Annotated in this window: 16 protein-coding genes and 1 pseudogene; 12 read left to right on the plus strand and 5 right to left on the minus strand. The window is 39.6% G+C overall.

The window, feature by feature from the left end; genetic code table 11:
- Position 1: 1 nt before the first annotated feature.
- From A4H00_RS09570 to A4H00_RS09620, 11 genes and pseudogenes are all read left to right on the plus strand, one after another.
- Positions 2-1,411 carry a glycoside hydrolase family 1 protein gene (locus A4H00_RS09570; RefSeq protein ID WP_067090242.1) on the plus strand — a complete coding sequence of 470 codons (1,410 nt, stop codon included), beginning with the start codon at positions 2-4 and terminating at the stop codon, positions 1,409-1,411.
- Positions 1,412-1,664: 253 nt separating this feature from the next.
- Positions 1,665-2,489, plus strand: coding sequence for an alpha/beta hydrolase (locus A4H00_RS09575; RefSeq protein ID WP_067090246.1), 825 nt, complete (start codon positions 1,665-1,667; stop codon positions 2,487-2,489).
- Between the two features lie 12 nt (positions 2,490-2,501).
- Positions 2,502-3,248 carry an esterase family protein gene (locus A4H00_RS09580; protein WP_067090251.1) on the plus strand — a complete coding sequence of 249 codons (747 nt, stop codon included), beginning with the start codon at positions 2,502-2,504 and terminating at the stop codon, positions 3,246-3,248.
- Positions 3,249-3,262: 14 nt separating this feature from the next.
- Complete coding sequence (locus A4H00_RS09585) at positions 3,263-4,429, plus strand: ATP-grasp domain-containing protein (RefSeq protein WP_067090254.1); 1,167 nt, start codon at positions 3,263-3,265, stop codon at positions 4,427-4,429.
- A gap of 350 nt (positions 4,430-4,779) precedes the next feature.
- Positions 4,780-5,532 carry an ABC transporter ATP-binding protein gene (locus A4H00_RS09590; protein ID WP_067090258.1) on the plus strand — a complete coding sequence of 251 codons (753 nt, stop codon included), beginning with the start codon at positions 4,780-4,782 and terminating at the stop codon, positions 5,530-5,532.
- Between the two features lie 3 nt (positions 5,533-5,535).
- Positions 5,536-7,488, plus strand: coding sequence for an ABC transporter permease (locus tag A4H00_RS09595; protein WP_067090261.1), 1,953 nt, complete (start codon positions 5,536-5,538; stop codon positions 7,486-7,488).
- Positions 7,489-7,585: 97 nt separating this feature from the next.
- A complete protein-coding gene (locus A4H00_RS09600) occupies positions 7,586-8,251 on the plus strand; it encodes a response regulator transcription factor (RefSeq protein ID WP_067090266.1) in 666 nt (221 codons plus the stop codon).
- Positions 8,248-9,185: pseudogene (locus A4H00_RS09605) on the plus strand (sensor histidine kinase). The gene A4H00_RS09600 and the pseudogene A4H00_RS09605 overlap by 4 nt, the downstream one beginning before the upstream one ends.
- A 9-nt stretch (positions 9,186-9,194) precedes the next feature.
- Positions 9,195-9,914 (plus strand): carbon-nitrogen hydrolase family protein, encoded by a 720-nt coding sequence (locus A4H00_RS09610; protein ID WP_067090269.1) that lies wholly within the window; start codon positions 9,195-9,197, stop codon positions 9,912-9,914.
- A gap of 184 nt (positions 9,915-10,098) precedes the next feature.
- Positions 10,099-11,610 (plus strand): phosphohexomutase domain-containing protein, encoded by a 1,512-nt coding sequence (locus tag A4H00_RS09615; protein ID WP_067090273.1) that lies wholly within the window; start codon positions 10,099-10,101, stop codon positions 11,608-11,610.
- Positions 11,611-11,761: 151 nt separating this feature from the next.
- Positions 11,762-13,018 (plus strand): ISL3 family transposase, encoded by a 1,257-nt coding sequence (locus tag A4H00_RS09620; protein ID WP_067090277.1) that lies wholly within the window; start codon positions 11,762-11,764, stop codon positions 13,016-13,018.
- Positions 13,019-13,071: 53 nt separating this feature from the next.
- Here the strand turns inward: A4H00_RS09620 and xerS are convergent, their stop codons facing one another.
- The 5 genes from xerS to A4H00_RS09645 form a co-directional block, all read right to left on the minus strand.
- Complete coding sequence (xerS, locus tag A4H00_RS09625) at positions 13,072-14,142, minus strand: tyrosine recombinase XerS (protein ID WP_067090281.1); 1,071 nt, start codon at positions 14,140-14,142, stop codon at positions 13,072-13,074.
- Between the two features lie 1,048 nt (positions 14,143-15,190).
- Entirely contained in the window at positions 15,191-15,904 is a 714-nt protein-coding gene (locus A4H00_RS09630) for a hypothetical protein (protein ID WP_067090284.1), read from the minus strand.
- A gap of 435 nt (positions 15,905-16,339) precedes the next feature.
- Positions 16,340-17,905, minus strand: a complete 1,566-nt coding sequence (gene ffh, locus A4H00_RS09635) for a signal recognition particle protein (protein WP_067090288.1) — start codon at positions 17,903-17,905, stop codon at positions 16,340-16,342.
- 11 nt (positions 17,906-17,916) lie between these two features.
- Positions 17,917-18,249, minus strand: coding sequence for a putative DNA-binding protein (locus A4H00_RS09640; protein WP_067090292.1), 333 nt, complete (start codon positions 18,247-18,249; stop codon positions 17,917-17,919).
- Between the two features lie 92 nt (positions 18,250-18,341).
- On the minus strand, positions 18,342-19,040 hold the full coding sequence (locus A4H00_RS09645; RefSeq protein ID WP_067090295.1) for a GntR family transcriptional regulator: 699 nt from the start codon (positions 19,038-19,040) through the stop codon (positions 18,342-18,344).
- A 129-nt stretch (positions 19,041-19,169) separates the two neighbouring features.
- Here A4H00_RS09645 and guaA point away from each other — a divergent pair, with 129 nt between their 5' ends.
- On the plus strand, positions 19,170-20,717 hold the full coding sequence (gene guaA / locus A4H00_RS09650; RefSeq protein ID WP_067090299.1) for a glutamine-hydrolyzing GMP synthase: 1,548 nt from the start codon (positions 19,170-19,172) through the stop codon (positions 20,715-20,717).
- The last annotated feature ends 17 nt before the right edge of the window (positions 20,718-20,734 follow it).

Consider the following 20,734-nt stretch of genomic DNA (forward strand, 5'->3'; position numbering starts at 1 on the left):
AATGGGAGTATTTCCAGAAAATTTTCTATGGGGTGGCGCATTAGCTGCTAACCAAGTTGAAGGAGCTTATAACGTTGACGGAAAAGGACTTTCTGTGCAAGATGTACTACCAAATGGCGGTCTTGGAGCTTGGACAGAGTCTCCTACTCCAGATAATTTAAAACTTGACGGCATTGATTTCTATCATCGCTACAAGGAAGACATCGCTCTAATGGCAGAAATGGGATTTAAGGTCTTTCGGACATCCATTTCGTGGAGTCGGATTTTTCCAAATGGAGATGAAGAAACGCCAAATGAAGCTGGTCTTCAGTTTTATGATGATTTATTTGATGAACTTCATAAATATGGAATTGAACCATTGGTGACATTATCACATTATGAAACACCGCTCTATCTTGCACGCCAGTATCACGGATGGATCAATCGAGATATGATTGGCTTGTTTGAAAAATATGCCCGTACAGTGTTTGAACGGTATAAGCATAAGGTTCGTTATTGGCTCACATTTAATGAAGTGAATTCTGTGTTAGAACTCCCATTTACCAGCGGTGGTATTGATATTCCAAAAGAGCAATTGACAAAACAGGATTTATATCAGGCAATCCACCACGAATTAGTTGCTTCTAGCTTAGTGACCAAACTAGCTCATGAAATCAATCCAGATTTTAAAGTCGGTTGTATGGTACTTGCTATGCCAGCTTATCCAATGACTTCTGACCCCAGAGATGTCTTAGCTGCTCATCAGTTTGAGAATTTGAACTATCTCTTTTCTGATATTCATGTTCGTGGAGAATACCCGAAATATGCTAACCGATTCTTCAAGGAGCATGGAATTGAGATTCAATTCGAAGAAGGGGATGCTGAATTGTTGAAAAACTATCCTGTCGATTTCTTATCTTTCAGCTATTACATGAGTATCACCGAGGCCTTTGATAAGAGCAAATACGCTTCAGGACGTGGCAATATCTTAGGTGGCTTAAGCAACCCATATTTGGAAGCCTCTGATTGGGGTTGGCAGATTGATCCAATTGGTCTACGCTTGGTACTCAATCGTTACTATGACCGCTATCAAATTCCCTTATTCATTGTTGAAAATGGTCTGGGAGCCAAAGACGAACTAGTTGTTGGTGCAGACGGGACAATGACGGTTCTTGATGACTACCGTATTGATTATATGCACAAGCATTTAGCACAAGTAAAAGAAGCGATTTTAGATGGGGTAGAGATTATGGGCTACACATCTTGGGGCTGTATTGATTGCGTGTCGATGTCTACTGCAGAAATGTCCAAACGCTATGGCTTGATTTATGTTAATCGACATGATGATGGAAGTGGTGATTTGGAGCGATATCGGAAAAAATCATTCTTCTGGTATCGCGATGTGATTGCAAGCAATGGTGAAAACTTGTAAGACAAGTGAAACGAAGCTGAGCAGTAGATGCTTGGCTTCGTTTTGCTCTTGAGCTAGATAGAGCTGGTCTATGTTCCCTAGCAAATCCTCATCTCTATCAATGAAGATAAACAGTTTTTTTAGGAATGACAAGGGATTTTGAGGGATTTCGTTCGTTTTTTCTGATTCTTTTAAAAAATAATAACTAAATTTTCTGAATATTTTATTAAAAGTATGCTATACTAGTCTTAGCTGAAATGGAAATGAGAATGTGATGAATAAGTCTTACTTTTATCTTGAGATGAAAACCCACGAATTGGAGGTTCCCTATTCAAAGGAGAAGCGCCGTGTCCGTGTTTTGCTCCCCAAAAATTATGAAACCGATACGGAGCAAACCTATCCTGTCGTTTACTTCCATGACGGACAAAATGTCCTTTATAGCAAGGAAGCATTTAGCGGGCATTCTTGGAAGGTGATTCCGACGATTAAACGCAATCCTGACATCGCCAAGATGATTGTTGTCGCTATTGACAACGACGGTTTCCAGCGCATGAATGAATATTCTGCTTGGAAATATAAAGAGCTCAATATTCCCGGTGTTCAATTTGGTGGTAAGGGAACAGAATATGCTGAATTTGTCATGGAAGTAGTCAAACCCTTTATTGATAGTACCTACCGTACGAAGGCTGACAAAGCCCATACTGCCATGATTGGGTCTTCATTAGGTGGCAATATTACCCAATTTATGGGCTTGGCTTATCAAGATCAGATTGGTTGCTTGGGGGTCTTTTCATCTGCTAACTGGCTCCACCAAGAAGCTTTTGATCGCTATATTGAGCGCCAAGAGCTAGACAAGGAGCAACGTGTCTATATTTATGTAGGGACAGAAGAAGCAGATGATACCGATAAAACATTAATGGCAGGCAACATCAAGCAAGCCTATATCCACTCATCACTTTCCTATTATCGCCAGTTGATTGCGGGAGGAGTGGATTTGGACAATCTCACGCTAGAGATTATTTCAGGCGCTATTCACAATGAAGAGGCTTGGGCAAAATATCTAGCTGATTGTCTGCGATTTTTAAGTGAAAAATGGTAAGGAGATAAATAGATGCATGTAGAATTTTTAAGTCATTGGTCAGGAAATTTAGGTCGAGAGATGAATCTCAATCGCTATGGACATGCTGGTATTCCAGTCGTTGTTTTTGCTTCATCAGGCGGAGCCTACACGGAATATGCCGATTTTGGCATGATAGAGGCTTGTAAAGGATCCATTGAAGCTGGAAAAGTACAGTTTTTTACCCTAACTAGCGTTGATAAAGAGAGCTGGTTGGCAGATTGGAAGCCAATACACGATCGTGCAGAAGCGCATCGTGCTTACGAACGGTATGTGATTGAAGAAGCTATTCCTTTTATCAAACATAAGACAAACTGGTTTGAGCCAATGATGACAACCGGTTGTTCAATGGGGGCTTACCATGCCTTGAACTTCTTCTTGCAACATCCTGATGTGTTTAATAAGGTTATTGCGCTTTCTGGTGTATATGATGCCCGTTTCTTTAATGGGAATCAAGATTATGGCCAAGATGATGCCGTTTACCAAAATTCCCCTGCGGATTACATTTGGAACCAAAATGATGGTTGGTTTATTGATCGCTATCGCCAATCTGACATCATTGTCTGCTCTGGTCTCGGGGATTGGGAGCAGGATGGTCTGCCAAGTTTTTACACTCTCAAAGCAGCCTTTGCTGAGAAAAATATCCCTGCCTGGTTTGATGAATGGGGAAGCGATGTGGCTCATGATTGGGTATGGTGGAGAAAGCAGATGCCTTATTTCCTACGTACACTAGATTTATAGAAAGGTAATCTTATATGAATTTCATTGTTATTTCGCCCTATTATCCTGAAAATTTTCAACCCTTTACGCTTGAATTGGCTAAAAAAGGAATCAATGTCTTGGGAATTGGTCAAGAGCCATATGAACAGTTGGGCCCTGATTTACAAGGGGCATTAACAGAGTATTTCCGTGTCGAAAACCTGGAAGATATTGAGGAAGTCAAGCGTGCAGTTGCCTTTTTATTCTATAAGCACGGACCAATTGACCGAATCGAATCCCACAATGAATATTGGCTAGAAAATGATGCGGTTTTGCGGGAGCAATTCCATGTCTTTGGCGCTAAGCCAAAACACCTGCGTAAGACCAAGTTCAAATCAAAAATGAAGAAATATTTCAAGCAAGCAGGTGTTCCAGTCGTTCCTGGTCAGGTCATAAAGACTGAAAAAGACATTGCTAGAGCAGTGAAAACAATTGATCTTCCGATGATTGCTAAACCAGATAACGGGGTCGGTGCAGCAGCAACTTACAAATTGACCAGCCTAGCAGATGTGGATCATTTTGCAGAGCAATGGGATCATGAAACGGTCTATTTCTTTGAAAAATTCGTTCATTCAAGTGAAATTTGTACCTACGATGGCTTAATAGATGCTGAAGGAAATATTGTCTTTGAAACAACCTTTGATTACCACTATACTCCGCTTGAGCTTTTAGAAGGTCAAAAAGACAATGCTTACTACATTTTGAAAACAATCGATCCAAAACTCCAAGCCTATGGTCGTTCGATTGTCAAAACCTTTGGTATGAAAGAGCGCTTCTTCCATATTGAATTTTTCCGTGAAGGCGATGACTATATTGCGATTGAGTACAATAATCGTCCTGCAGGCGGTTTTACAGTAGACGTTTATAACTTTGCTCATTCGATTGATTTGTACCGTGATTACGCTAGTATTGTGGCAGGAGAAGGAGTGGCTGAACGTCGCTTTGCTCCTCAGTACTGTCTTGCTATTACACGTCGTGACCAAACCCAGTATCAACATAGTGAAGAGGAATTGCGTGAGCACTATGCCAATCAACTAAAAATGGAAAAACGCATGCCACGCGCCTTTGCTGCTCTCCAGGGAGATACAATCTACCTTCTCACAACGGACAGTCGAAAAGAACTTGATGATATGATTGCTTATATCAGTCAAACTCGCTCCTAAAAAGCTCGTCCTGCGCTTAGCAGGCGAGTTTTTTTATGGTATACTCTAAGAAAGAAAATGAGCGATTGCAAAATCTTATACTCTATAACAATCAACATCTGATTAGACAACGACATCAGATGTTCATTTTTGACGAATATTACAAAATTGTAAGGTGGAGTGACAAGTCTGTAAGGTAAGGCTCTATGGAACAAGAGTATAATAAAAGCATAAAAGGAAGTAGGAGAAGTACTAGTTGAAGGAGCCCAAGCAAGCACTATGAATAGCAGTCGCACACCTTCAAAGTCCTCATGTCAAGCAAGGTCATCTTTCTCCTACAAATACATACTGCAAAAGGAAAAGGAGTTTTTATGTTTTTAGAAATCAATCATTTAGAAAAAGTCTATCGTACCCGTTTTTCAAAAGAAGAAACACGCGCCCTTCAAGATGTTGATTTTAAGGTAGAAGAAGGAGAATTTATTGCAATCATGGGAGAAAGTGGCTCTGGTAAAACAACCCTACTCAATATCCTAGCTACCCTTGATAAACCGAGCAATGGCAATGTTATTCTCAAAAATCAAGACATTACCAAAATCAAGGAAAGCCAATTAGCAGATTTCCGCCTGCGCAACCTCGGATTTGTCTTCCAAGATTTTAATTTATTGGATACCCTGTCAATACGGGATAATATTTTTCTGCCACTGGTATTGGCAAGAAAATCCTATCACGAAATGGAAGCACGACTAGCGCAACTTGCTCCAACCTTACGGATTGAAGACTTGCTCAACAAGCGTCCCTTTGAACTTTCAGGTGGACAAAAGCAGCGAATAGCCATTGCCCGCAGTTTGATTACCCAACCGCAATTGATTCTTGCTGATGAGCCAACAGCAGCACTTGACTATCGTAATTCAGAAGATTTATTAACTCTCTTTGAAGAAATCAATATAGCCGGTCAAACCATTCTAATGGTAACCCATTCAGCCAATGCAGCTAGTCATGCTAGGCGAGTCCTCTTTATCAAGGACGGTCGGATTTTTCATCAGCTTTATAAGGCTAATAAATCAAGTGGCGATTTCGCCAAGGAAATCTCACTCAGCATGTCTGCACTTCTAGGAGGTGAGTAGGGTATGTTCTATCTCAAATTAGCTTATGGTAACATTCAGAAATCCTTTCAAACTTTTGCGCCCTTTATTCTAGCGACTTTAGTCCTTTTCGTCCTGAATTGTTCGATTATCCTCTTGATGCTAAGTCCTATTGCAAAAACAATGGGAACAGGAGCGCTAGCGCTTGGTTTAGGTAGTGGAGTTCTTACGATTTTTTCTCTTATCATGGAAATCTATAGCTTTAATTTCCTAATGAAGCAGCGTGGTAGGGAATTTGGTTTATACAATATGCTTGGCATGAATAAGAAAAAGCTGGCCTTGATTGCCACGCTTGAATTGCTGATGATTCTTATTCTGGTCATTGTTCTAGGAAGTATCTTGAGTGTAGCATTTGCCAACCTAATGTACTTGATTTTTGTCAATCTGATCCATGGAACAAATCTGCATTTTGCTCTTTTCCTCAATAGTCTCATTTTCTCAGGGATATTTTTCCTTTTGGAACTCTTAACTATTTATAAAGTACAGTTCTCATCTCCTCTCATTTTATTTAAAAGTAAAGAAGAAGGTGAGAAAGAGCCAAGAGGGAATAGTCTTCTTGCCATTTTGGCCCTCATTTGTCTTGGTGTAGGGTATTATCTATCTCTTTCATCTAGTCAAGTTACGCCGATTGTCGTTTTATACAGCTTCTTTATTGCGGTTTTATTTGTCATTGCAGGAACCTATCTCTTTTATATTAGTTTTATTGCTTGGTATTTGAAACGTCGTCGCAAGCAGAAGAAGTATTTCTATACACCGGAACATTTCATCGCAACATCCCAGATGATTTTCCGTATGAAACAGCACGCAACAGGGCTTGCCAATATTACTATTCTTGCTATTATGGCCTTTGTGACGATTGCAACAACTACGTCGCTTTATACTAATATGACAAATACTATGGATGTGCTCTTTCCGAAAGAAAGTAGCATTACCTACCACGTTCAAAGCAGGCAAGAAGGAGAAGCATTCTTTCAGAAAACGGTGCTTGATACCTATCCGGAAAAAGCAAACGATAGTGTGAGTTATCTCAGTTTTGCTGAAACGATTTCCTATGACGGTAGTAAGACCCTTCCTTTAAATAAAGAGACTCTGAATCATCCTTCTATTACTGGATTTACCACTTTGTATATTATGACCCAAGAAGATGTTCGAAAATTGGGCAATACAATTCCTGAGTTAAAAGAGCAGCAAGTTGGATTTTACTGCCCAAATCAGACCAGTCATCTGGAATCAGTTGTTCTTGGAAAAAAGACCTTTGACGTCGTAGAAGGTGTACAAAATATTCAGGTTTCTGACTTGCTAAACACCTATAATCCTGCTCTACTTATCGTAAGCAATGATCAGGTACTCCAAGAATTTGTCCAAGCCTTTAAAGAAAGTAGGGACAAAGGAGAACAGTTGGTGAATTATCAAGTCCAGACCAATCTAAGCCGTGAGGAATTTCAAGCCTTGGTCGGAGCAACTGATGGAAATTTCATGACAGAAGACGGGAGTCAAAGTCTGGGGTTTGTTGTCCAAAAAGAAGACTTCCAAAATGAAATACTCGGTTTTGTAGGTGGTTTCCTCTTTACAGGATTCTTGCTTGGCATCAGCTTCTTATTGGGGGCTGCCTTGATTATCTACTATAAACAGTATTCTGAAGGGCATGAAGATAAGAAATCTTACAAGATTCTTCAAGAGGTGGGAATGAGCCAAACCGCTGTTAAAAAGACCATTAACTCTCAGGTTTTACTTGTCTTCTTTATGCCGCTAGGTATGGCCATTCTCCATTTTATCGCCTCACTTACCATGTTGAAGCAGATGTTGCTCATGTTTGGCGTAACCTCACACAAGATGATTTATACTGTAAGTGGCATAACCATTCTCCTTATCTGCTTGCTGTATTACATTATTTACAAATGGACAAGTAGGGCTTATTACCGCATTATTGAAAGATAGACCTTGTTCATTAACAACTGGATATTAGGCGTATTCTGTATAGAATAGATTACAGAAAAAGTGGCTTTGTCGGTCACTTTTTTGATACAATAAGACTATGAACAAAGACAAAATTTATATCGTAGAAGATGATGAAACGATTGTACAGCTATTGATGAGTCATCTGAGCCAAAACTATCACGTGAAAAGTGTCCATAATTTTCGTGCAGTGAGCCAAGAAATAGCAGAATGGCAACCCGATGTGGTTCTTATGGACATCAGTCTTCCGTACTTTAATGGCTTTTATTGGACGACAGAAATTCGCAAGACCATGACCATGCCGATTATTTTTATTTCCAGTAGCGATGATGAAATGAACGCTGTCATGGCTATGAATATGGGAGGAGATGATTTTATCGCCAAACCCTTCTCCCTTCCTCTTTTGGATGCTAAAATTGCTGCCTTTTTGCGCCGCATCCAACAGTTCACACAGATTAATCACCTTGTCTTAGAGGATTACCAATTGAATATGGACGGGCGTTTCAGCTACCAAGATAAGCACATCCAACTCTCACCGACAGAGACCAAAATTCTCACTACCCTTATGCAACAGCAAGGTCAGGTTGTAACCAAGGAAAAGCTACTGGAGCAACTGTGGGAAAACGAGGAATTTATTGATCAAAACACCTTGAATGTCAATATGGCACGTTTACGTAAAAAAGTCAGCGAACTAGGATTTGATCGTATTCATACCATTCGTGGAGTGGGGTATATTGTTCAATGATCATAAAATTTCTCAAAGAATATGCTGGTTGGTACCTTGTTTATCTTACTATCGGGTTCAGTATATTCGTCTTGTTTCTTCTCTATCAGCTTCCATTTGATTTTCTCTTACAAAGTCTCTTTTTTATCAGTGTTCTCCTTGCTATCTGGACTGTTTGGCTATTTTTTCATTTTAAACGAAAACAAGAAATCATTGAAAACTTTACGGGAGAAATAAAAGGAACAGAGCTCAATTTGCCATCTGATTTGGCTTATTTAGCCTTGTTAGAACGCGAGAAAGAAGCAAGTAACGCCCTCATCCTTGCCTACAAATCTCGTGAAAATGAGTGGCAGTCCGTGATCAAAATGTGGTCTCACCAGATGAAAGTCCCCTTGGCTGCCCTCTCTTTGATGAGCCAAACAAATCAGCTTTCTCAAACTGAGGTCAATCACCAATTACTACGACTTGACAATTATATGACAAATCTTCTCAATTACATGAAGTTGTCCAATCAGACCAGTGATTTTCGCTTTGAGATGATTGAGGTTCGAGAACTGATTGTCGACTTGGTTAAAAAGTACCGCAGTCAGTTTTTGCAAAAGGAGTTGAGTCTTGACATAAAAGGGAATGGCAGGTAAAAAGCGATCGGAAGTGGCTATCCTTTTCCCTGTCCCAAGTGATCGATAACGCTATTAAGTACAGTCAAAATAAAAAATCCATTATCATTCATCTGGAAAATGGCGTCACGATTATCGATCAGGGGATTGGAATTTTACCAGAGGATCTTCCCCGCTTATTTGACGAAGGATTTACCGGTTACAATGGGCGTGAACATCAGAAAGCCAGTGGATTTGGTCTTTATTTGACCAAACGGGTGCTCACCCAGTTAGCCTTATCGATTGATATTAGCAGTCAAATTGATCAAGGAACTCAGGTTCGTATTTGGAAGAAGTAGGAGAAGCAGATGAAGCTAGCCCTTGTTTCTGGTCTCATGACCAGTCATGCAGTTGAACTGCAACTGGAACGAATTGAACAATATTGTAAAGAAGCAGCAGAATGCGATATTATCGTTTTCGGAGAAGCCTATCTCCAAGGATTTGATGGCCTTACATGGTCTTATGATAGGGATAAAAAACGGGCAGTTGAACAAAACTCCCCCGAAATAAACAGGCTAAAAACAATTGCTCAAACCTATCAGATGGCCATTTCGATTGGCTTTTTTGAGAAAAATGAAGAAAAACTCTACAGTAGCCAATTATGTATTGGGGCAACTGGAGATATTCTGTCTACCTATCGACGAATTTCACAAGGCTGGAAAGAGAAAGGTGTAGGCAAACAGTATCAAGAAGGACAGCGTTTTGAGGTCTTCGACTATCAAGGTACACGCTTTGTCACAGCTATCTGTGGTGATTTATGGCACGAAAATTTGTTGAATCGTCTGACTGCCTTAGAATATGATATCTGCCTTTGGCCTGTTTACATCGATTATTCACCTGAAGAATGGCAGACTGCACAGCATGAATATGCGGAGCAGACAAAAAAGCTGTCTAAGCCTATCTACCTTGTTAATTCCTATTCAATAGACAAACAAGAGGCTTATGGTGGAGTCTATCTCTTTGAAAACGGGCAGATTACTCCTATCCTACCAATAGGAAACCACGGAATTGTGAAAATAGAATGCTAGTATTATTTACATAATATATATTATGTAAATAATATACCGAATTATCTTTCTATGCTGCTTCCTGACACAAAAATTTTTCAGATTCACTTGCAATACTACTATAAAAATCTCTGTATGGATTCTAAATAAGGGCTTGAAAACGGTTTAAAAGATGATATACTAGGAATACATAAAGGAGGAAGTTATGTCACATCATGCTTTGCAAAATGGGTCTGATATTCGTGGAATTGCGATTGCAACAGACGAATTGGCCGTTAACCTCACACCTGAGGCCGTAATCAAAATCGTACATGGCTTAGTTCGTTGGCTGTGTCAAGACGAGACCCTTCATAAGGTCTATCAAGAAGGTCAATTAACCATTGGAATTGGTCGTGATAGTCGCCTTAGCGGACCTAGTTTGGTTGAAACCTTTACAAAAGAAGCCGTCCGCCTGGGAATACAAGTGATTGATTTTGGTCTCGCAACGACCCCAGCCCTTTTTATGAGCACGCAGTATGAGGAATTTTCATGTCATGCCGGTATCATGGTAACAGCAAGCCACTTACCGTATTACTTTAATGGGATTAAAATCTTCAGCCAAAAAGGCGGTGCAGAACATGAGGATATTACTTTTATCCTAGAAAATGACGAAGTATTACCAGCTCAGGAAAATGGAGCAATTCGTTCGGCGGACTTATTGACACCGTACGCAGCCGATTTGGTTGGAAAAATCCGCTTAGCAAATCAAGGGAAAGAAGAGCCATTAAAAGGACTACACATCATTGTAGATGCAGGAAATGGAGCTGGAGGTTTCTTTGCGGACAAGGTCTTACAAGCTTTAGGAGCAGATACAAGTGGTTCTCAATTTCTTGATCCAGACGGAACCTTCCCAAATCATATTCCAAATCCAGACAACAAGGAAGCTATGGCGAGTATTCAAGCAGCAGTCCTTAAACATCAAGCTGACTTAGGCATTATCTTTGATACGGATGTAGACCGTGCTGCCTTGGTTACTCAATCAGGAGAGATTTTAAATCGAAATAATCTCATTGCCGTTCTCAGCCAAATCATTTTACAAGAACACCCTGGAACAAGCATTGTAACCAATTCCCCAACTTCTGAGCATTTGAAACGCTTCATTGAAGAATTAGGTGGTAAACAGATTCGCTATATCTCGGGCTACCGTAATGTCATCAATAAAGCGATTCACACCAATCAAGAAGGGATTGATTGTCAACTGGCCATTGAAACATCTGGCCATGCTGCCTTTAAGGAAAATTATTTCCTTGATGATGGAACCTACGCCGCAGCCAAAATTCTTATGCTCTTACCACGTTTACAAGCAGAAGGCCGGAGTTTGGATGATTTAATTGCCCAGTTGAAACAGCCCGTAGAAACACAAGAAGTCCGCTTTAAACTAGAAGTGCCTGATTATCGCGCATTAGGCGAACTAGTGATTGCGGACTTACAAGCACAAACGATTGACGGCTTTCACTTTAATCCAGAAAATGAAGAAGGAGTGCGTTTTGATGTCACCTCGCCATACGGAGATGGCTGGTTCTTACTGAGAATGAGTCTTCATGAACCTTTATTGGTTCTCCAAGTGGAAAATGATCAAGCAGGTTACATTGTTCCAATCCTCAAGTGTCTATCTGCATTTTTAGCATCCTATCCTCAGGTGAATAAAACAAAAATGAAAGAAATAATCGGAGAATAAAGAAAAATAGTTTACATAACTTTTGTTGGCTCTATAATATCTGTAGTGGGTACGCCCGCCACAGAGATTATGGAGCCTTTTTCAGTGTAGAAAAAAAGTTCCATATGACCTATAATGAAAAGCGACAAAACTATCATTTAGAAAGACTCATATGGAACAACTAAATCTTATCACAAATTTTCTCAAAATGAAAGACAAAAATATCACTATCACTAATGAATGCGACATGGGAACACACTTAGAACTCCACGGTCACTTGGATTACACAGCCCCTAAATGCCCTTCCTGCAAGGGACAAATGGCTAAGTACGACTTCCAGAAAGCCTCTAAAATCCCCTACTTAGAAACTGCTGGCTACCCGCTACTTATCCGCCTTCGAAAGCGTCGTTTCAAGTGCAAAGACTGTGGGAAAATAGCGGTCGCTGAAACTCCTATTGTTAAGAAGAACCATCAAATCTCTGTCGCTGTCAACCAGAAAATCGCACAATTACTCATCGAAAAGCAAGCAATGACACATATCGCACACAGACTCTCCATTTCTACATCTACAGTTATTCGAAAACTCAATGAGTTTAAATTTGAAACGGATTGGGATAAGCTTCCAGAAGTCATGTCCTGGGATGAGTATGCCTTCAAGAAAGGGAAAATGAGCTTTATCGCTCAAGATTTTGACACAAATAACATCATCGCTATCCTTGATGGAAGAACGCAAGCAACCATCCGAAATCACTTTCTGAGATACCCTAGACAGGTCAGAAATCGCGTTAAAATCATCACTATGGACATGTTTAGCCCTTACTATCAACTAGCCAAACAACTTTTTCCTCATGCCAAAATCGTGCTGGATCGCTTCCACGTTGTGCAACATTTAGCTCGTGCTATGAACCGTGTCCGCATACAAATCATGAATGCTTTTGACCGCAAATCGCATGAATACAAGACGCTCAAACGCTACTGGAAACTGGTACAACAAGATAGCCGTAAACTCAGTGACAAGCGGTTTTATCGCCCTACTTTTCGCATGCATTTGACCAATAAGGAAATCTTAGACAAGCTCCTATCCTACTCAGATGAGTTACGACAACATTATGAACTCTATCAACTTCTTTTATTCCATTTCCAAGAGAAAAACTCAGATCATTTCTTTGACCTAATTGAGCAAGAAATAGCCACTGTTAACCCTATTTTCCAGACGGTATTTAAGACGTTTCTAAAGGATAAGGACAAGGTTTTAAACGCCTTGGAATTGCCTTATTCCAACGCTAAATTGGAAGCTACCAATAATCTTATCAAAGTCATCAAGCGTAATGCCTTTGGATTTCGGAACTTTGAAAACTTCAAAAAGCGGATTTTGATTGCCATCAATATCAAAAAAGAGAAGACCAACTTGGTCCTCTCTAGATGTTAGCTGACATCTACCCACTACAGTTGACAAAGAGCCCTTTTGTTATGTAAACTATTTTATAATTGATCCAAAGCATTTTTTTGTTCATCATTGACAATGTGGGTATAGAGGTCTGTAACCTGCGTATTCGCATGACCCAATTGATGGCTGACAAGCACTTGAGATTTTGTTGCATCATAGAGACGAGTAGCTAGCGTATGGCGGAGCTTATGGGGTGTGACCCGAATTTTAAAATCTGCAGAATATTTTGCGACCATTTTTTCAATACTGGACGCATCCATACGATTTGGCAAGCCACGGTATTCCGATAAGAAGAAAGCGAAATCTGTCTTTTCAGCCTTATAGCGTTGCTGACGAATGGCCAGATAGGATTCCAAGTAAGGCTTTGCGAACCCCGCTACATGAACCGAGTCTCGTTTCCCACCTTTTCGTGTAACATCAATCATCATCATCTTGACATTGACATCAGCCAGATTAAGATTGACCGCTTCAGAAAGACGTACTCCAGAAGCCAGCAGTAGGGCTAGAATGGCTAAATCTCGTTCTTTGTTTTTTTGGAAGGAAGAGAGAGCACGCTTTGACAGTTTGACGGGATATTGGGTCTCAACATACTCTAAAAACTCCATGGTTTCGTCCCCCAAAAAGAGTTTTTGCTTGATATTTTCAGCTCTAGCAGCAAGCGTTTCCTTTTTCTTCTTCGTTGAAACCTTCTTCATAACATTACGGTAAAAATAAGGCTCTCCCTGATCATTTTCAACTTCCTCAGTCAGGTATTTGTAGAGGCTTGATAGAGCAGACAAGGTACGATTAATTGTCGTTTGTGATACCCCATTTTGTGTCGTATTGGCATTCAGCAAAGGTCTTTCCCGTAGATAGAGAATAAAGGATTCCATGTCTTTCTTAGTGAGCTGTTCCAAGGTATCTAAAGGAATTTCAGCCATGGTCGTTACCGATACTAAATCCGTATCGATTAACCATTCAAAAAAACGTCGGTATTCTTTCAAATATTCATACAAGGTCGTAAAACTGTAGGGGACAGCCAACTTTGATTGGTAGTAGTCCAAGACATACCACGGCATTATTTCCTTTAATTGTTCGATTTTTTCTAGTAGTAATTCGCGTCGCATAAGAATTCTCCAAATTTTCTTCTTATCCAGAGTATAGCACAATAATAGATATATTTCAAGAAAATTATAGTTTTTCGGAAAGATGTATGCGATAGAGATATGTAACATAACCAAAAAATTTTTTCCTAGAAATTTTCTCAAAAATGTACGTTATTCAGAGGTAAACAGGATTTCACAATTACCTCGGCTATTCTTATAAATCTATCAAACCTCAAGTTAGGTAGGTACTTTTCGACTTCATTTCGTACAATTGAAATCTTATACAGATTGCAAACATGACTGTCATTTTGTGCTTTATGATTCTATCTTAAATATATCAAGAGTTTAGAACCGATTAGATCAATTGTTCATATATTTTTAGTTTTTATAAATTTTATGTAGAATCTGGTGACGTGAATGCAATATAGAAATATAGAAAATGGAAAATCGTCTATTATTATATTGCATTCATCTATAATTTAAAAAGGTATTGAATTTAGGACGTCTCTAGAAATAGATCTTTATTGTTTTGAAGTGTTCTCGCTATGGATTTTCTTTATCCTAGGTGTTATTTGCTTGAGACTGATTGAACTATGTTTGTTTTTCTAAATTCAGTTCCATGAATAAGTTGTCTATGCTGAAATCATTTCAAGGATAGTAACATTTTCAACAAATTCTACTTACTTCTCAGTAAATTTTGTATTTTGCAATTTGTGCGATTACAATACGATCTATTGTGTTTTTTCCAGTTATCTTGCTTGGGTCGTAAAAGCACGTGCTGTAAGTATTCTTAATCAGAAATTGAAAAATAATTTTTTTAAAGGTTATTTTGGAGGAAATGAGCAGATTACAAGCAGTCTGGCAATTTCAATATTGACGAATGATTATAAAGTCATTGAAAGCCGATATTTTACATTGGTTTTTGAGGTGTTTACTTATTTCTTAACTTTGGTAACATCCATCGTCTATATGATTTCAATTGATGCCGTGAGAAGTAACCCCTGGAAAACCTGTCTTATCTTCATGAGAATCTCCTTTATATTAAACAAAAGGTTATGTAACGCATTTTTTAACTTTTGGTTTTTTCCATATATAGCTCAAGCTGTAAAATGTGATTCACCACGCTAGCATAATTGTTTTCAACGCTATATTTTTCAGACAAGTTTTTGATTGTTCTTCTGTTTGCATTTGAATAATGCGGTAAACCGATGACCTTGTAAGTGTTCTTCAAACCTTTGATTCGAGTAGAAGGTTCAATCAAATACTTATTAGTCCAAGCTTTTGAAGTAGATCCGATGCAGATAAGAATAATTTCTTCTTGATCTGGTAAGAGTTTATGTAATTCTTCATCAAGTTCTTTGACAAGCCTCTCTACAAGCTTAGCATTTTCCTTTTGAGTGACAAACTTTATCACACCGTCACTACTGCTCCCTGGAATCGGAAAGAAGTCTGTCATATATGATCCTCTAAGAATGGAGTTATTTAAGGCTTCTGCAAATCCATGATCGTTACTTTTGCCGATGTTATGGAAGTTATTCCAAGGTCTCTCAACATTGTTGCTAAGCCGTGTCGCAGTTTTTGCTGCTTCTGGGTCTAAGACACCTCCAGGATTCATTCCTAAGATAACATAATTGTTAGGTTGTAGCTCATCGATAAACTTAGAAAAATCGGTGTCTTCAACCATATCGTTTGGTGCTATAAAATGACCATCTTCGCGATTGCTTTCCCAGATAGCCCACGCTCCACACTTAGAGTATGGTTTCATACGTTCCAATAAATTCATTACATAACCTCCTGATACATTAATTGCAGTTGTTAAAACTAATATAAATATTCTACTCCTTTTTCACAAATTTGTCTATGGTAACACCAGGATACTCAGTAGATTTCGCTGCATTACTAAGATACATGTCACACACTCTCCATTCTCCTGCCTTGCTATTCACGAACCGATATCTTAGAAAGCTGTTGAGCCCAACCCAAGTTAGCAACAATTCTCTTCTGGAAGTGTCCTCTGTCATATCAGCGCCTGCAATTATTTTGCTAAGTGTATTGTATTGTCAGCATAGTATAAGCTAAATTGTTATCAACTAATCATATAGCGAAACAGTCTTATGAAAAAATGGGCTTTTACGAAACCGGATACAGTGATGAAGATGAGATTGTCATGGCTTATCGTTTATAATATACATAATTAAAATGATGTAAAAAGAAGAGATTATTTTCTCTTCTTTTTCGCTTTCTTCATTTTGTTGGCCATGCGTTTCATGGATTGTTCCATGGCAAATTTACCGATTTTACCCTTTAAGCCCCCACCAAACATCTGACTCATATCTGGCATGCCAGCACCACCTAGGGCTGATAAATCAGGCATTCCCCCCTGACCCATCATCCCTTCAAGAGCGGACATATCCATGTTGTTTGGCATATTTTTAGGAAGATTATTGGGATTGATTCCCATTTGTTTCATCATCTTATTCATATCGCCAGACATAACCCCCTGCATCATAGCCTTTGCTTGGTTAAAGTCTTTAATGAACTTGTTGACATCGACAAAGCTATTTCCTGAGCCGTTCGCAATCCGACGACGACGGCTTGGAGTCAGCAAATCAGGATTTTCACGTTCAGCTGGAGTCATGGATGATACAATCGCCCGTTTTCGAGCAATTTCTCGCTCATCGACCTTGAGATTAGCAAGGGCAGGATTTCCAGCCATTCCTGGAATCATCTTGAGCAGGTCTTCCATCGGTCCCATATTTTGTACTTGGTCTAATTGATCGATAAAATCATTGAAATCAAAGGTATTTTCTCGCATTTTTTCAGCGAGTTCAAGTGATTTCTTCTCATCGTATTCTTGTGAAGCCTTCTCAATCAGAGTCAGCAAGTCTCCCATCCCCAAAATACGGCTAGACATACGATCCGGATGGAATGTTTCAATATCGGTAATTTTCTCACCAGTACCTGTAAACTTGATTGGTTTGCCAGTGATATGACGGACAGACAGTGCGGCACCACCACGAGTATCCCCATCGATCTTGGTTAAGATAATCCCAGTCACCTCAAGCTGGTCATTAAACTCACGAGCAACGTTAGCAGCTTCTTGACCAATCATGGCATCGACGACGAGGAGGATTTCATTTGGTTGGGCAAGTGCCTTGACATCTCGTAATTCGTTCATCAGCACTTGGTCAATTTGCAAACGCCCTGCCGTATCAATCAGGACATAGTCGTTATTTTGTTGTTTGGCCACTTCAAGACCTTGCTTGACAATATCAACTGCTGGCACACCTGTTCCCAATTCAAAGACAGGAACGTCGATTTGTTGCCCTAAGGTTTTCAACTGTTCAATAGCTGCTGGACGATAAATATCCGCTGCAATCAGCAAAGGACGGGCATTTTCTTCTTTTTTGAGTTTGTTAGCTAGTTTTCCAGCAAAGGTTGTTTTACCAGCCCCTTGCAGACCAACCATCATGATAATAGTAGGGATTTTTGGTGATTTAGTGATTTCAGCTGTGTCAGATCCTAGAATCGCAGTTAACTCTTCATCAACAATTTTGATGATTTGTTGTGCAGGATTGAGCGTTTCAATCACTTCGTGACCAACTGCACGTTCACGGACTTTCTTGATAAACTCTTTTACAACTGGCAAGGCAACGTCTGCTTCCAGAAGGGCAAGACGAATTTCCTTGGTAGCCTCTTGGACATCACTTTCGCTAATTTTGCCTTTACGGCGCAGATTTTTAAAGACGTTCTGTAAACGTTCGGTTAAACTTTCAAAAGCCATGGTATTCTCCTTTATTCTCTATTATCAATGCTACTTAATATGGTGATTTGTTCTTGCAAAAATGTATCTGCTGGATAACGTTCTAAAATTTGATCAAATATTTGGCTGCGAACGATATAGTCAGAATACATATGCAATTTCTTTTCGTAATCTTCTAAAATCTTTTCTGTCCGCTTGATATTGTCATAGACCGCTTGACGGCTGACCTGAAATTCTTCTGCAATCTCAGCCAAGCTATAATCATCAGCATAGTAGAGCTCGATATAATTCATCTGTTTATCGGTCAATAGTGCCGCATAAAATTCAAAGAGGGCATTCATCCGATTCGTTTTTTCAATTTCCATACTCTCTATTATACCAAATTTTTCCTAGAGGATAAAGCCTACCTATCTCATTTTAAATAGAAAAAAGGTTTACATAATAAAGATTATGTAAACTAATTGTTTTCCAGGTAAAATTCAAAACGTTCACCAACGTACTGGCTATTTACATATTCAAAAGGTTGACCGTCCTCCAAATACGATACTTGGCGCAGCGCTAAAATAGCTTGATTTTTCGTAATTTGCAAGTGTTTTGCAACCTTTTCGTTGGCCAAACGAGCATAGATTGTTTGGTGACTTTTCCCGATTCGGTAGCCATTTTCAGTCAAGGTTTTGAAAAAATGATTGGTGACATCACTCTTTTTGACATTTTGAATTAAGCGTTCTGGGATACTCGCTACTTCATAGACAACAGGAATATTATCCGCAAAACGCACACGTTCCATCCGCACGACATACTCTCCTGCCTGTAAATTCAATTGACTAACTTCCTTATCATTGGGCTTTGTTCGGATATAGGATAATAATTGACTAGACGGAGTTTTGCCTTGTAGTTGAATAATGTCAGTAAAAGACATGGTTCCCCGCATTTTTTCTTGGACACGGGTACTAGCTACATAAGTTCCTGAGCCGACTTTTCTTTGTAAAATTCCCTCTTCGACTAAGAGCGTAATCCCTTGTCGCAAGGTCATTCGTGACACTCCAAACTCATCTGCTAGGTCTCGCTCACTTGGCAAACGTTCTCCAATTTTCCAAATCCCACGGTCAATTTCCTCTTTTAATTTATCATGAATGACAATATAAGCAGCTTTCATAATCACTCCTCTTTGTTTCTAACTCTATTGTACCAAATTTCTATCTTTTTAACCATTCTTACTGCAAATTGTTCGTTTTTATGTTAAAATAAGAAACATCATGTGATAATTGATTTGAAAGGAAATAAGATGACAAGCAAAGATGTAGAGAAAATTATTGTGTTAGACTATGGTAGCCAATATAACCAGTTGATTTCTCGTCGTATTCGTGAAATTGGTGTATTTTCAGAGCTAAAAAGCCACAAGATTTCAGCAGCTGACGTTAAGGAAATCAATCCGATTGGAATTGTTCTTTCAGGAGGACCAAATTCTGTTTATGAAGAGGGATCGTTTGATATTGACCCAGAAATTTTTGAATTAGGGATTCCAATTTTAGGAATTTGCTACGGTATGCAGCTGATTACCCACAAACTCGGTGGCAAGGTCGTACCGGCTGGAGATGCTGGAAATCGTGAATACGGTCAGTCAAAGCTTACCCATACTCCTTCTCCTCTCTTTGAAGGAACTCCAGATGAGCAATTGGTCTTGATGAGCCATGGAGATGCGGTAACAGAGATTCCTGACAACTTTGTTCGTACAGGCACTTCTGCTGATTGTCCTTATGCAGCCATTGAAAATCCTGATAAGCAGATTTATGGGATTCAATTCCACCCAGAGGTTCGTCATTCTGTTTATGGAAATGATATTTTGCGTAACTTTGCGATTAATATCTGCGGAGCAAAAGGCGACTGGTCAATGGATAATTTCATTGATATGCAGATTGCGCAAATCCGTGAAACGGTTGGAGATAAAAAAGTCCTTCTTGGGCTTTCTGGTGGTGTTGACTCATCTGTCGTTGGGGTTCTTCTGCAAAAAGCAATCGGTGACCAGTTGATCTGTATTTTCGTTGATCATGGGCTTCTCCGTAAGGGTGAAGCTGACCAAGTCATGGATATGTTGGGAGGTAAATTCGGTCTCAATATTGTCAAAGCTGATGCTGCAAAACGCTTCCTTGATAAATTAGCAGGTGTATCTGATCCTGAGCAAAAACGCAAAATTATCGGTAATGAATTTGTTTATGTCTTTGATGACGAAGCAAGCAAGCTAACAGATGTCGCATTTCTTGCCCAAGGAACACTTTATACGGATGTCATCGAATCTGGGACAGATACTGCTCAAACCATTAAATCCCACCACAATGTAGGGGGATTACCAGAAGATATGCAGTTCAAATTGATTGAGCCACTCAATACCCTTTACAAAGACGAAGTGCGTGCCTTAGGAACAGAACTTGGTATGCCTGATGAAATCGTGTGGCGTCAGCCATTCCCAGGACCAGGACTGGCTATTCGTGTCATGGGGGAAATCACCGAAGAAAAACTGGAAACGGTACGTGAATCAGATGCCATTCTTCGTGAAGAGATTGCAAAAGCTGGACTTGACCGAGACATCTGGCAATACTTCACAGTGAACACTGGTGTACGTTCTGTTGGGGTTATGGGAGACGGCCGTACCTATGACTATACGATTGCGATTCGTGCTATTACATCTATTGACGGCATGACCGCAGACTTCGCCAAGATTCCATGGGAAGTCCTTCAAAAAATCTCTGTTCGTATCGTCAACGAAGTCGATCACGTTAACCGCATTGTCTATGACATTACCAGCAAACCACCAGCAACTGTTGAGTGGGAATAATTGATACTCGTCAAAAA

Origin of the sequence: Streptococcus marmotae, from assembly GCF_001623565.1 — a bacterium.
GTDB lineage: Bacteria > Bacillota > Bacilli > Lactobacillales > Streptococcaceae > Streptococcus > Streptococcus marmotae.